We start from the raw sequence: 12,545 nt of genomic DNA, 5'->3' as shown, positions 1-12,545 counted from the left end.
TCTGTGAATTATTATTTCGAATATAATTCGACGATGAATTGTTCATTGATATTTTCTGGAATCTGAACTCTTCCAGGTACTGAAACAAAAGTTCCTTGTTTTGTTTCGTTGTTCCAAGTAATCCATTCGTAAACACTGCTATTATTAGCTAATGAATCCTGAACTACCTGTAAAGATTTAGACTTCTCTCTTACTCCAATAACGTCTCCTGCTTTCAAGTGGTAAGATGGAATGTTTACTAATTCTCCATTAACAGTTATATGTCTGTGAGAAACTAGTTGTCTTGCAGCTCTTCTTGAAGGTGCTACACCTAATCTAAATACAACATTGTCTAATCTAGACTCACAAAGTTGAAGTAATACCTCACCGGTAATTCCTTGTGAACTTGTTGCTTTTTCAAACATATTTCTGAACTGACGCTCTAATATACCATAAGTATATTTAGCCTTTTGCTTTTCCATTAACTGGATAGCGTATTCAGATTTTTTACCTCTTCGACGGTTATTACCGTGCTGTCCTGGAGGATAATTTCTTTTTTCAAAAGACTTATCGTCTCCAAATATAGCTTCACCAAACTTACGAGCTATCTTGGTCTTTGGACCTGTATATCTTGCCATTTAAAATTGATTTACAGGAAAGGGATTATGAATTAAGGCATTCGTCCTTCGATAATCGTAATTTCCTCTCCTAATTATATAATTAATTATACTCTACGTCTCTTTGGAGCGCGACATCCGTTGTGAGGAAGTGGCGTAACATCGATAATCTCTGTTACTTCAATTCCACTATTGTGAATAGAACGGATCGCTGATTCTCTACCATTACCAGGCCCCTTAACATACACTTTAACTTTACGAAGACCAGCTTCGTGAGCAACTTTAGAAGCATCCTCAGATGCTAACTGTGCTGCGTAAGGAGTATTTTTTTTAGATCCTCTAAAACCCATTTTACCGGCAGATGACCATGAAATAACGTCTCCTTTTTTGTTAGTCAAAGAAATGATAATGTTGTTGAAAGAAGCAGTAACATGAGCTTCTCCAATTGACTCAACGTTAACTTTACGCTTCTTCTGAGCTGATTTTGTTGACTTTGCCATATTACTTATTATTTAGTCGCTTTCTTCTTGTTAGCAACTGTTTTTCTTCTACCTTTTCTAGTTCTGGAGTTGTTTTTAGTTCTCTGACCTCTAAGTGGTAATCCAGATCTATGACGAATACCTCTGTAACATCCAATATCCATTAGACGTTTAATACTCATCTGAACTTCAGTACGTAATTCACCCTCGATTGTGTAGTCACCTACAGCTTCACGGATACGACCTATTTCATCATCGTCCCAATCTGAAACTTTCTTACTTTCATCAACTTTGGCTTGTGCAAGTATTTCCTGAGCCCTGCTTTTGCCAATTCCGAAGATATAGGTTAACGCTATAACTCCTCGCTTTTGTTTAGGTATATCTACCCCTGCAATTCTTGCCATAATTAGCCTTGTCTTTGTTTAAATCTAGGATTCTTTTTGTTAATCACGTAAAGGCGCCCTTTTCTGCGTACTATTTTACAGTCGGCACTTCTTTTCTTTATTGATGCTCTAACTTTCATCTTTATAATTTTTATAAATGCCAGATGCAAAAATAAAATTTACATATGGCCTGATTGCCAAAATAATTTTTTCAGAGTGCAAAAGTAATGAAAAAATTATTAATAGCTCAATTTACTTCTTAGTATCTGTAAGTTATGCGAGCCTTAGATAAATCGTAAGGACTCATTTCCAACTTCACCTTATCGCCAGGTAACAATTTAATGTAGTGCATACGCATCTTTCCTGAGATATGAGCGGTCACAACGTGACCGTTTTCTAGTTCTACACGAAACATAGCATTAGACAATGCTTCGATTATAGTTCCGTCTTGTTCAATTGCTGGTTGTTTTGCCATAATTTAAGCTACTGCTTTTCTGTTTTTACCTGTTTTCATTAATCCGTCATAGTGTCTATTCAACAAATAAGAATTTACTTGCTGCATAGTATCGATTGCAACTCCAACTAAAATTAAAAGAGAGGTACCTCCAAAAAACAGTGCCCATCCTTGCTGAACACCTAGCAACTTCACAATGATCGCTGGGAAAATTGCTATAATTGCTAAAAATACAGATCCAGGAAGTGTTATTTGTGACATGATACGATCTAGGTATTCAGACGTTTCACTACCTGGTCTAATACCAGGAATAAAGCCTCCACTACGTTTTAAATCGTCTGCCATTTTATTGGTAGGTACTGTAATCGCAGTATAGAAATATGTAAAAACAATAATCAATAACGCGAATACCAAATTATACCAGAATCCAAAAATATCACTAAATGCAGCTGTTACACCTTGAGCAGCGTCAGAGTCTGAAAGACCAGCTAACGCCACAGGAATAAACATAATTGCCTGAGCAAATATAATCGGCATAACTCCAGAAGCATTAAGCTTTAAAGGAATATATTGTCTAGAGCCGAATACATTTTTCTCATAACCTCCAGTAGCAGATCTTCTAGCATATTGCACAGGTATTTGGCGAACAGCCATTACCAACATTACAGCAGCTAAAATAATTGCAAACCAAATAGCTAATTCAATCAACACCATAATTAAACCTCCACTACCTTCGAATCTAGAGGCGAATTCCTGTAGGAATGCCTGAGGCAGTGTAGCAATAATACCTACCATGATCAATAAGGAGATACCATTACCTATACCTTTATCTGTTATCTTCTCTCCTAACCACATCGCAAATACAGTTCCTGTGGTAAGAATAATTACTGAAGACACTACAAAAGAAAGACTATCTCCTAAAAGAAAGGCATTTTGTGGCAGGGTATTAAATAGGTTATAAATATAACCAGGACCCTGAACCAGCGTAATTGCTATGGTTAACCATCTAGTGATTTGATTAATCTTTTTACGCCCACTTTCTCCTTCTTTTTGTAGCTTTTGCAAATAAGGAATAGCAATTCCCATTAATTGAACTACAATGGAAGCAGAAATATAAGGCATGATACCCAATGCAAAAATGGAAGCATTCGAGAATGCCCCTCCAGTAAATGCATTAAGAAGACCTAATAAACCACCATCTGTCTGATTAGCTAAATTTGCTAACTGACTGGCGTCTATCCCAGGAAGTACAACCTGAGTTCCAAAACGATAAACTAAAAGTAAACCGAGGGAAACTAAAATACGATTTTTTAGCTCCTCGATTTTCCAAATATTTTTTATAGTATTGATGAATTTCATTTGGCTATCTATTATAAAGTAACAACTTCTCCTCCTGCAGCTTCTATAGCTTCCTTGGCTGAGGCCGTAAATTTATGAACAGATACTTTTAGTTTAGCCTTTAATTCACCTCTACCTAAAATTTTAACCAGTTCGTTCTTTCCAGCCAAACCGTTATCCACAAGTACGCTTAGATCTACAGTGTCTGTAACTTTACCATTATCTACTAATGATTGTAAAGTATCTAAGTTTATACCCTGATATTCTTTACGGTTTCTGTTATTAAAACCAAACTTTGGTACACGGCGTTGAAGTGGCATTTGCCCACCTTCAAAACCTATCTTCTTAGAGTAACCAGAACGTGATTTAGCCCCTTTGTGACCACGAGTTGCAGTCCCTCCTTTACCGGATCCTTCTCCACGGCCAACACGCTTATTGTTACTTCTAACTGAACCTTTTGCAGGTCGTAAGTTACTTAAATTCATGTGAACCTATTATTTTGTTTCCTCTACAGAAACTAAGTGTTTAACTTTATTTATCATACCAAGGATGTTAGGAGTATCCTCGTGCTCTACAGCACTTCCCATCTTTCTAAGACCTAATGCTTCTAGAACTCTTTTTTGATTCTGAGATCTATTAATAGCACTTTTAACTTTAGTTACCTTAATCTTTGCCATCTTATCCTTGATTTTATCCTTTGAAAAGTTTTTCTAACGTGATACCACGTTGTCTAGCAACAGCCTCTGCACTTCTTAATTGTAGTAATGCATCGAAAGTAGCTTTCACAACATTGTGTGGGTTAGAAGAACCTTGGTTCTTAGAAAGTACGTCGTGAACTCCTACAGATTCCAATACCGCACGAATTGCACCACCAGCAATAATACCGGTACCAGTTGCAGCAGGTAAAAGTAAAACTCTCGCTCCACCATACTTACCTTTTTGTTCATGTGGTAAAGTACCTTTGTGTAAAGGAATACGTACCAAATTCTTTTTTGCATCTTCAACGGCTTTGGAAATAGCATCGGCAACCTCTTTAGATTTACCCAAACCTTGTCCAACTACACCATTTTCGTCACCAACTACTACAATAGCAGAAAAACCAAATGCTCTACCACCTTTTGTAACTTTAGTAACACGTTGCACTCCTACCAAACGGTCTTTTAATTCAAGACCTCCTGGTTTTACATGTTCTACGTTTTTATAATCTTGATACATATCTTCTTAGAATTTTAGTCCTCCTTCACGAGCACCTTCTGCTAATGATTTAACTCTTCCGTGATATAAATAACCACCTCTATCGAAAGAAACAGTTTCTACCCCGGATTGTTTCGCTTTATCAGCTAAACTTTTCCCTACCAACTGAGCAATTTCGCTCTTTGTTCCGGTAGCGTCTTTAACGTCCTTATCTCTAGAAGAAGCCGAAGCTAACGTTTTTCCAGCTACATCGTCTATTATTTGAGCATAAATTTCTTTATTACTTCTATATACAGACAATCTTGGACGGCTTTCAGTTCCGCTAATATTCTTGCGAATACGCTTTCTTATCTTTAATCTTCTTTTTTCTTTTGAAAATGCCATAACTAACTTATTAAGCTGATTTACCTGCTTTTCTTCTAATTATTTCTCCTTTGAACTTGATACCTTTTCCTTTATAAGGTTCTGGTACTCTGAAAGAACGAATCTTTGCAGCAACCTGTCCTAAAAGTTGTTTGTCATGAGAAGTAAGCTTAACTACTGGATTCTTACCTTTTTCAGATATTGTTTCAACCTTAACTTCAGGAGCTACGTCCAAAACAATATTATGAGAAAAACCAACAGCTAAATCTAATTTCTGTCCTTGATTCGAAGCTCTGTAACCTACACCTACTAATTCTAATTCCTTAGTAAATCCAGTAGTTACACCTTCTATCATATTGTTAACTAAAGCACGATATAAACCATGCTTAGCTTTTTGATCACTTTTCTCAGAAGAACGCTCAAAAGAAATTACATCATCTTCTACATTAACATCTATATCGTTAATCTCTTGCTTAAGCTCTCCTAATTTTCCTTTTACTGTTACAATATTACCGTTAACGTCTACATTAACACCTTCTGGAATTGTAACTGGGCTTTTACCTATTCTTGACATTTCTTAGTTATTTTAAGAATTAGTAAACGTAACACAATACTTCACCACCTACGTGATCTCTTCTAGCTTGCTTATCTGTCATTACTCCGTGAGAAGTAGAGATAATTGCAATACCAAGACCATTAAGTATACGTGGTAATTCTCCAGCACCGGCATATTTACGTAAACCAGGTTTACTTATTCTCTGGATATCTTTTATTACAGAGTCTTTAGTATCCTTATCATATTTAAGGGCTATTTTGATAGTACCTTGCGCGGTATTGCTCTCAAACTTGTAACTTAAGATGTATCCTTGATCGAATAATATCTTTGTAATTTCTTTTTTAACCTTAGAAGCAGGTATTTCAACAACCCTATGGTTTGCTGCTACCGCGTTTCTAATTCGCGTTAAAAAATCTGCAATTGGATCTGTATTCATTTATATTAATTTGCGGTTATGGTTTTCCTATTTTTTTGGAACCTACAACCAATTTATAATTTACCAACTAGCTTTCTTAACCCCAGGAATAAGACCATTATTAGCCATTTCTCTAAACATTACTCGAGAAAGTCCAAATTGTCTCATATATCCTTTAGGTCTACCAGTTAGCTTACAACGATTATGCAAACGTACTGGTGAAGAGTTTTTTGGCAATTTTTGCAATGCTTCAAAATCTCCAGCTTCTTTCAAAGCCTTTCTTTTTTCAGCATATTTTTTAACCATTTTTTGTCTCTTAACCTCACGGGCCTTCATTGATTCTTTAGCCATTCTTAATTCTTTTTAAAAGGTAAACCTAATTCAGTTAGTAAAGATTTAGCTTCTTTATCGGTCTCTGCGGAAGTAACAAAAGTGATATCCATACCTGCAATTCTATTTACAGCATCAATATCAATTTCTGGGAAAATTATCTGCTCAGTAATTCCTAAGTTATAATTTCCTCTACCATCAAAACCGTTAGCTTTTATCCCGTTAAAATCACGTACACGTGGAAGTGCAGAGGTAATTAATCTATCTAAAAACTCATACATTCTATAACCACGTAAAGTTACTTTTGCGCCAATTGGCATTCCTTTACGTAATTTGAATGAAGCAACATCTTTCTTTGAGATTGTTGAAACAGCTTTCTGACCTGTGATTGCTGATAATTCATCAACAGCATGATCGATTAGCTTTTTATCTGCAACTGCGCCACCAACACCACGGCTGATAACGATTTTCTTAAGCTTTGGCACTTCCATTACATTGCTGTAACTATATTCTTCTGTCAGAGATGATTTTATTTTCTCATCATACTCTTGTCTAAGTCTTGGTACGTATGCCATAACTATATTACTTCATTTGATTTTTTAGAAAATCTCACCTTTTTACCATCCTCTTCTTTATAACCAATTCTGGTTGCTTTACCATCTTTAGTTACTAAAGACAAGTTAGAGATGTTAATCGGTGCTTCCTTCTTTGTAATTCCGCCTTGCGGATTTGAAGCACTTGGCTTCTCATGTTTAGAAATTGTATTAATTCCTTCCACTATGGCTTTATTCTTTTCTGGAAATACTTTCTGTACTTTACCTTCCTGACCTTTGTGGTCTCCTGCGATAACAAGAACAGTATCTCCTGATTTTATTTTAAGCTTTGTCATTTTTTTAATGTATTAAAGCACCTCTGGTGCCAATGATACAATTTTCATGAATTGCTTATCACGAAGTTCTCTCGCAACAGGACCAAAAACACGTGTTCCACGCATTTCTCCAGTTGGGTTTAAAAGTACACATGCATTATCATCAAATCTTATATAAGATCCATCAGGTCTGCGCACTTCTTTCTTGGTACGAACAACAACTGCTGTAGAAACTGCACCTTTTTTAATGTTTCCATTAGGTGTAGCCTCTTTAACGCTGACAACAATTTTGTCTCCAACAGAAGCGTATCTTTTCTTTGTACCTCCTAATACTCTGATTGCTAAAACTTCTTTAGCGCCAGTATTATCTGCTACTCTTAGTCTAGACTCTTGTTGTACCATAATTACTTCGCTCTTTCAATTATTTCTACTAATCTCCAACATTTAGATTTACTCATAGGTCTTGTTTCCATGATCCTAACAGTATCACCTTCGTTGCAGTCGTTTGTTTCGTCGTGAGCTACGTACTTCTTAGTTTTCAATACGAACTTTCCGTACATAGGGTGTTTTACCTTTTTAACTTCAGAAACCACAATTGATTTCTGCATTTTGTTACTAGTAACTACACCTATTCGCTCTTTTCTTAAATTTCTTTTTTCCATCTTTCAGCAGAATAACACTTATTGTTGTTCTCTTTTAGTTAACTCGGTAGCTAATCTCGCTATACTCTTCCTTGCAGTTCTTAACTGCATTGGGTTCTCCAATGGCGAAACAGCGTGAGCCATTTTTAAATCTGCATATGCTTTACGAGATTTACCAAGCTCTTCCTGCAATTCTGCAACAGATAATTCTTTTACTTCTGATTGTTTCATAATTCAAAAATTATTCTTGATAATCTCTAGCTACGATAAATTTTGTTCTCACAGGAAGTTTCTGCGCTGCAAGACGTAATGCTTCTTTAGCAGTCGCCATAGGCACACCACCAATTTCGAACATTATTCTTCCAGGCTTTACAACAGCAGCCCAATATTCCACAGCACCTTTACCTTTACCCATACGAACCTCTAGAGGTTTCTTAGTGATAGGCTTATCTGGGAAAATTTTAATCCAGATAGAACCTTCTCTTTTCATATAACGGGTAGCAGCAATACGAGCAGCTTCTATTTGACGAGCTGTAATGAAACTGGAATCAAGTGACTTGATACCGAAAGTTCCATTTGAAAGGCGAGTACCTCTTTGGGCCAAACCTTTCATGCGTCCCTTCTGTTGCTTACGATATTTCGTTCTTTTAGGTTGTAACATTTTCTTTTACTTTAAAATTACTTTCTACGACGTGATTTATTACCACCTCGTGCGGAACCTTTACCACCTTGCTTCTTAGCTAAACCAACAAGCGGAGATAGTTCTCTCTTTCCGTAAACCTCACCTTTCATGATCCATACTTTAACTCCCAATCTACCATAAGTAGTATGAGCTTCAACTAAAGCATAATCAATATCGGCCCTAAAAGTAGACAAAGGAATTCTTCCATCTTTGTAAGATTCTGAACGCGCCATCTCAGCTCCGTTTAAACGACCTGAAATTTCGATTTTTATACCTTCCGCATTCATTCTCATTGCAGCCGCAATAGCCATTTTTATAGCACGACGGTAAGAGATTCTATTCTCTATCTGTCTTGCTACACTTGCACCCACTAAGTGAGCATCAAGTTCTGGTCTCTTAATTTCAAAGATGTTGATCTGAACTTCTTTGTCTGTGATCTTCTTAAGCTCTTCTTTAAGCTTGTCTACCTCTTGACCACCTTTCCCGATAATAATACCAGGTCTAGCAGTAGTGATAGTAACGGTTACAAGCTTAAGGGTACGCTCAATGATTACCCTAGATACACTCGCTTTAGAGAGGCGAGCATGGATGTACTTTCTAATCTTATCGTCTTCGGCTAATTTATCACCGTAGTCATTTCCTCCGTACCAGTTGGATTCCCATCCTCTTATGATACCAAGGCGATTACCGATTGGATTTGTTTTCTGTCCCATACTCTTCTTAGCTTTGTGTATTATTTTTTTCGCCAAGCACTAATGTTACGTGATTGGATCTCTTTCTAATTCTATGTGCACGACCCTGTGGCGCTGGACGAAGTCTTTTTAACATACTTCCACCGTCAACACGAATCTCTTTCACAACTAATTCAGCATCTTCAATACTAGCATCTTCATTCTTAGCCTGCCAATTTGCAATAGCAGATAATAACAATTTCTCTAAACGAGAAGAAGCTTCTTTTTGATTGAATTTTAAAATTTGAAGCGCTTTTTCTACTTTTTCACCTCTTACTAAATCTGCAACTAATCGCATTTTTCTAGGTGAAGTAGGGCAGTTATTCAACTTAGCAAAAGCCATGTGCTTCTTAGCTTCTTTTATTTGCTCTGCTCTTTCTTTTTTACGAACTCCCATAGCTTCAATTATTTTCTACCTTTATTTTTAGCACCAGCATGCCCTCTAAAAGAACGTGTTGGTGAAAATTCACCTAATTTATGACCTACCATATTCTCAGTAACATAAACAGGAACAAATTGTTTACCGTTATGAACAGCTATTGTTTGTCCTACGAAGTCTGGAGTAATCATCGAGGCTCTAGACCAAGTCTTAATCACCGCTTTTTTTCCAGAATCTACGTTATCAGCTACCTTTTTCTCTAATTTATAGTGAACGAAAGGTCCTTTTTTTAATGAACGTGCCATACTCTATTATTTCTTTCTACGTTCTACAATATATTTATTACTCGCTTTTGTTCTAGAACGGGTTTTGAAACCTTTAGCAGGCAAACCTTTTCTTGAACGTGGGTGACCTCCTGATGCTCTACCTTCACCACCACCCATTGGGTGATCGACTGGGTTCATCACTACAGGTCTTGTTCTTGGTCTGATACCTAACCAGCGTTTTCTACCGGCCTTACCAGAAATTTGAAGCTGATGATCACTATTAGACACAGCACCAATTGTTGCTAAACAAACAGAAAGAATTCTTCTGATTTCTCCAGAAGGCAACTTTACAGTCGCATACTTTCCTTCTCTTGCTAACAACTGAGCGAATGCTCCAGCACTTCTCGCCATAACAGCTCCTTGACCAGCTCTCAACTCGATACAAGAAATAATGGTACCCAATGGTATATTTGCTAACGGCATTGCGTTACCAATTTCAGGAGCAGAAGCTTCGTTAGACGAAACTATATTTTGACCTACCTGAAGACCATTCTGAGCAATAACATACCTTTTTTCACCATCCTGATAATTCAATAAAGCGATAAAGGCCGTTCTGTTTGGATCATACTCAATCGAAGCTACAGTTGCAGGTACTCCATGCTTTTCTCGCTTGAAGTCTACAATTCTGTAACGTCTCTTATGACCACCACCTTTATAGCGCATGGTCATTTTTCCTTGACTGTTTCTACCACCTGATTTTTTGATCGGAGCAAGTAAAGACTTCTCCGGCTTATCAGTAGTAATGGCGTCAAACCCATTAACTACTCTAAAACGCTGACCAGGAGTAATTGGTTTTAATTTTCTTACTGACATTGTTTAGTCTTAAAGATTACTATATAAATCAATAGTTTCACCTTCCGCCACCTGTACCATAGCTTTTTTGTAAGCCTTAGTTTTACCAGTGATCATACCAGATTTTGTAAATCTAGTTTTTCGATCTGGGCGGACATTTATCGTACGAACAGAAGTTACTGAAACACCATAAGCAGACTCAACTGCATCTTTAATTTCAATCTTATTCGCCTTATTACTTACCTCAAAAGAGAAACAGTTTCTAAGTTCACTTTCCGCGGTAGCTTTTTCCGTAATAATCGGTTTAATTAAGATACTCATAACGCTCATTTAACTTAAATTCGACTCTAATCCTTCTAGAGACCCTTCTATAAACACAACACTATTTGCGTTTAATATCTTGTAAGTACTTAATTCTGAAATACTTACAACTTCAGAGCCTTTTAAATTACGTGACGACAAATATACGTTTTTATTTGACTCACCCAACACTATAAGAGATTTTTTCTCCTGAATACCAATGGCTTTCAAAACTTCAATAAAGTTTTTAGTCTTTGGAGTATCGAAAGAAAAATCTTCAACAACCGTAATAGCATTATCATTCGCTTTAAGAGATAAAGCTGATTTTCTAGCTAAACGCTTTAAGGTTTTATTCAATTTAAAACCGTAATTTCTTGGGCGAGGACCAAAAATTCTACCACCACCTCTAAAAACAGGAGATTTGATACTACCAGCTCTGGCTGTACCTGTTCCCTTTTGTTTTTTGATCTTACGTGTAGATCCAGTTATTTCAGCACGCTCTTTCGCCTTGTGAGTACCTTGTCTTTGATTTGCTAAGTATTGCTTAACATCAAGATAAATAGCATGCTCGTTAGGCTCTATTCCGAAAACAGCATCAGAAAGATCGATCTTTCTACCTGTTTCTTTTCCTTTAATATCTAAAACTGCTACTTCCATTACTTTCTAATGATTACATAAGAGTTTTTGTGTCCCGGAACACATCCTTTAACAACTAAAAGATTTTTCTCAGCTACCACCTTTAAAACTCTAAGGTTTTCAACTTTTACTTTTTCGCCACCCATTCTTCCGGCCATACGCATACCTTTAAATACACGTGCAGGATAAGATGCAGCACCAATAGAACCAGGAGCTCTTAGACGGTTATGTTGCCCGTGAGTAGCTTGTCCTACCCCACCAAAGCCATGTCTTTTCACAACTCCCTGGAAACCTTTACCTTTAGAGATACCTGAAACATCAACAAATTCACCTTCAGTGAAATGCTCAACATTTATAGTATCACCTAATTTGTAATCTCCTTCAAATCCTTGGAATTCAACGACTCTATGCTTTGCAGCAACTCCCGCTTTCTTAGCATGCCCTGTAGCAGCTTTGTTTGCAGTCTTTTTGTCATCGAAACCAAGTTGAAGTGCTTCGTACCCGTCAACCTCATTGGTTCTGACTTGGGTAATTACACATGGACCAGCTTCTATAACGGTACATGGAATGTTTTTTCCATTTTCGTCGAAAATACTAGTCATGCCTATTTTTTTTCCTATTAACCCAGACATAATTATTAATTATTATTAATTTATAAAAAAACAGGACAGAAAAATACTTCCTGTCCTGAATGTATCTTTCCCGTTTTTCCATTGCGAAACGCGCCGGACATTTTACCTACTATATATACTAGGAGGTTTATTAATTTAGATCACACTTTGATCTCTACTTCTACACCACTAGGAAGCTCTAATTTCATTAAAGCATCAATAGTTTTAGAAGAAGAACTGTAGATATCTAATAATCTCTTATAAGAACTTAATTCAAATTGTTCTCTGGATTTTTTATTTACGTGAGGAGATCTTAAAACAGTAAATACTTTTTTATGTGTTGGAAGTGGAATTGGTCCAGTTACAACAGCTCCTGTAGTTTTAACTGTCTTTACAATCTTCTCAGCAGATTTATCTACTAAATTATGATCGTAGGATTTTAATTTTATTCTGATTTTTTGACTCATTACC

The 12,545-nt window shown here is 36.6% G+C and carries 27 protein-coding genes; all 27 read right to left on the bottom strand.

The features are described 5' to 3' along the window. Window positions 1-11 precede the first annotated feature (11 nt). Entirely contained in the window at window positions 12-617 is a 606-nt protein-coding gene (gene rpsD / locus QWY91_RS16390) for a 30S ribosomal protein S4 (RefSeq protein ID WP_290236581.1), read from the bottom strand. Between the two features lie 86 nt (window positions 618-703). Next, a complete protein-coding gene (rpsK, locus tag QWY91_RS16385; protein WP_290236580.1) occupies window positions 704-1,096 on the bottom strand; it encodes a 30S ribosomal protein S11 in 393 nt (130 codons plus the stop codon). Between the two features lie 8 nt (window positions 1,097-1,104). Continuing rightward, window positions 1,105-1,479 carry a 30S ribosomal protein S13 gene (gene rpsM, locus QWY91_RS16380; RefSeq protein WP_290236579.1) on the bottom strand — a complete coding sequence of 125 codons (375 nt, stop codon included), beginning with the start codon at window positions 1,477-1,479 and terminating at the stop codon, window positions 1,105-1,107. Window positions 1,480-1,481: 2 nt separating this feature from the next. Beyond that, the gene (ykgO, locus tag QWY91_RS16375) at window positions 1,482-1,598 is read right to left on the bottom strand and encodes a type B 50S ribosomal protein L36 (protein WP_010519235.1); all 117 of its coding nucleotides are present in this window, start codon (window positions 1,596-1,598) and stop codon (window positions 1,482-1,484) included. 119 nt (window positions 1,599-1,717) lie between these two features. Continuing rightward, window positions 1,718-1,933: a translation initiation factor IF-1 gene (gene infA / locus QWY91_RS16370; protein ID WP_013073244.1), complete on the bottom strand. Its 216-nt coding sequence runs from the start codon at window positions 1,931-1,933 to the stop codon at window positions 1,718-1,720. A gap of 3 nt (window positions 1,934-1,936) precedes the next feature. Then, the gene (gene secY / locus QWY91_RS16365; protein ID WP_290236577.1) at window positions 1,937-3,271 is read right to left on the bottom strand and encodes a preprotein translocase subunit SecY; all 1,335 of its coding nucleotides are present in this window, start codon (window positions 3,269-3,271) and stop codon (window positions 1,937-1,939) included. Between the two features lie 11 nt (window positions 3,272-3,282). Further along, window positions 3,283-3,735, bottom strand: coding sequence for a 50S ribosomal protein L15 (rplO, locus tag QWY91_RS16360; protein WP_290236576.1), 453 nt, complete (start codon window positions 3,733-3,735; stop codon window positions 3,283-3,285). A gap of 9 nt (window positions 3,736-3,744) precedes the next feature. Further along, entirely contained in the window at window positions 3,745-3,927 is a 183-nt protein-coding gene (gene rpmD, locus QWY91_RS16355) for a 50S ribosomal protein L30 (RefSeq protein WP_290236575.1), read from the bottom strand. Window positions 3,928-3,940: 13 nt separating this feature from the next. Next, window positions 3,941-4,465: a 30S ribosomal protein S5 gene (rpsE, locus tag QWY91_RS16350; protein WP_290236574.1), complete on the bottom strand. Its 525-nt coding sequence runs from the start codon at window positions 4,463-4,465 to the stop codon at window positions 3,941-3,943. Between the two features lie 6 nt (window positions 4,466-4,471). Next, the gene (gene rplR, locus QWY91_RS16345) at window positions 4,472-4,828 is read right to left on the bottom strand and encodes a 50S ribosomal protein L18 (RefSeq protein WP_290236573.1); all 357 of its coding nucleotides are present in this window, start codon (window positions 4,826-4,828) and stop codon (window positions 4,472-4,474) included. A gap of 10 nt (window positions 4,829-4,838) precedes the next feature. Next, on the bottom strand, window positions 4,839-5,381 hold the full coding sequence (gene rplF / locus QWY91_RS16340) for a 50S ribosomal protein L6 (protein ID WP_290236572.1): 543 nt from the start codon (window positions 5,379-5,381) through the stop codon (window positions 4,839-4,841). 19 nt (window positions 5,382-5,400) lie between these two features. After that, a complete protein-coding gene (gene rpsH, locus QWY91_RS16335) occupies window positions 5,401-5,799 on the bottom strand; it encodes a 30S ribosomal protein S8 (protein ID WP_290236571.1) in 399 nt (132 codons plus the stop codon). Between the two features lie 60 nt (window positions 5,800-5,859). Beyond that, window positions 5,860-6,129, bottom strand: coding sequence for a 30S ribosomal protein S14 (gene rpsN / locus QWY91_RS16330; protein ID WP_270060259.1), 270 nt, complete (start codon window positions 6,127-6,129; stop codon window positions 5,860-5,862). 2 nt (window positions 6,130-6,131) lie between these two features. Next, entirely contained in the window at window positions 6,132-6,683 is a 552-nt protein-coding gene (gene rplE, locus QWY91_RS16325) for a 50S ribosomal protein L5 (protein ID WP_290236569.1), read from the bottom strand. A gap of 2 nt (window positions 6,684-6,685) precedes the next feature. Continuing rightward, a complete protein-coding gene (rplX, locus tag QWY91_RS16320) occupies window positions 6,686-6,997 on the bottom strand; it encodes a 50S ribosomal protein L24 (protein WP_290236567.1) in 312 nt (103 codons plus the stop codon). Window positions 6,998-7,009: 12 nt separating this feature from the next. Then, a complete protein-coding gene (gene rplN, locus QWY91_RS16315; RefSeq protein ID WP_121667792.1) occupies window positions 7,010-7,378 on the bottom strand; it encodes a 50S ribosomal protein L14 in 369 nt (122 codons plus the stop codon). A 2-nt stretch (window positions 7,379-7,380) separates the two neighbouring features. Beyond that, window positions 7,381-7,638, bottom strand: a complete 258-nt coding sequence (rpsQ, locus tag QWY91_RS16310) for a 30S ribosomal protein S17 (RefSeq protein ID WP_089373243.1) — start codon at window positions 7,636-7,638, stop codon at window positions 7,381-7,383. Between the two features lie 18 nt (window positions 7,639-7,656). Continuing rightward, window positions 7,657-7,848: a 50S ribosomal protein L29 gene (rpmC, locus tag QWY91_RS16305; protein WP_290236561.1), complete on the bottom strand. Its 192-nt coding sequence runs from the start codon at window positions 7,846-7,848 to the stop codon at window positions 7,657-7,659. 10 nt (window positions 7,849-7,858) lie between these two features. Beyond that, window positions 7,859-8,278: a 50S ribosomal protein L16 gene (rplP, locus tag QWY91_RS16300; protein ID WP_290236559.1), complete on the bottom strand. Its 420-nt coding sequence runs from the start codon at window positions 8,276-8,278 to the stop codon at window positions 7,859-7,861. A 17-nt stretch (window positions 8,279-8,295) separates the two neighbouring features. Next, window positions 8,296-9,012 (bottom strand): 30S ribosomal protein S3, encoded by a 717-nt coding sequence (gene rpsC / locus QWY91_RS16295; RefSeq protein ID WP_270060254.1) that lies wholly within the window; start codon window positions 9,010-9,012, stop codon window positions 8,296-8,298. Window positions 9,013-9,019: 7 nt separating this feature from the next. Further along, window positions 9,020-9,427, bottom strand: coding sequence for a 50S ribosomal protein L22 (gene rplV / locus QWY91_RS16290; RefSeq protein ID WP_290236558.1), 408 nt, complete (start codon window positions 9,425-9,427; stop codon window positions 9,020-9,022). An 8-nt stretch (window positions 9,428-9,435) separates the two neighbouring features. Then, window positions 9,436-9,714 carry a 30S ribosomal protein S19 gene (gene rpsS, locus QWY91_RS16285; protein WP_013073261.1) on the bottom strand — a complete coding sequence of 93 codons (279 nt, stop codon included), beginning with the start codon at window positions 9,712-9,714 and terminating at the stop codon, window positions 9,436-9,438. Window positions 9,715-9,720: 6 nt separating this feature from the next. Then, complete coding sequence (rplB, locus tag QWY91_RS16280) at window positions 9,721-10,548, bottom strand: 50S ribosomal protein L2 (RefSeq protein WP_290236555.1); 828 nt, start codon at window positions 10,546-10,548, stop codon at window positions 9,721-9,723. Window positions 10,549-10,557: 9 nt separating this feature from the next. Then, on the bottom strand, window positions 10,558-10,848 hold the full coding sequence (gene rplW / locus QWY91_RS16275; RefSeq protein WP_270060251.1) for a 50S ribosomal protein L23: 291 nt from the start codon (window positions 10,846-10,848) through the stop codon (window positions 10,558-10,560). Between the two features lie 9 nt (window positions 10,849-10,857). After that, entirely contained in the window at window positions 10,858-11,484 is a 627-nt protein-coding gene (rplD, locus tag QWY91_RS16270; RefSeq protein WP_290236554.1) for a 50S ribosomal protein L4, read from the bottom strand. Continuing rightward, the gene (gene rplC / locus QWY91_RS16265) at window positions 11,484-12,095 is read right to left on the bottom strand and encodes a 50S ribosomal protein L3 (RefSeq protein ID WP_290236553.1); all 612 of its coding nucleotides are present in this window, start codon (window positions 12,093-12,095) and stop codon (window positions 11,484-11,486) included. The genes rplD and rplC overlap by 1 nt, the downstream gene beginning before the upstream one ends. Window positions 12,096-12,235: 140 nt before the next feature. Continuing rightward, on the bottom strand, window positions 12,236-12,541 hold the full coding sequence (rpsJ, locus tag QWY91_RS16260; RefSeq protein ID WP_092543176.1) for a 30S ribosomal protein S10: 306 nt from the start codon (window positions 12,539-12,541) through the stop codon (window positions 12,236-12,238). Between the last annotated feature and the right edge of the window lie 4 nt (window positions 12,542-12,545).

The sequence above is a fragment of the Zunongwangia endophytica genome (assembly GCF_030409505.1).
GTDB classification, from domain to species: Bacteria; Bacteroidota; Bacteroidia; order Flavobacteriales; family Flavobacteriaceae; genus Zunongwangia; species Zunongwangia endophytica.
This window is presented reverse-complemented; position numbering and strand designations above follow the sequence as displayed.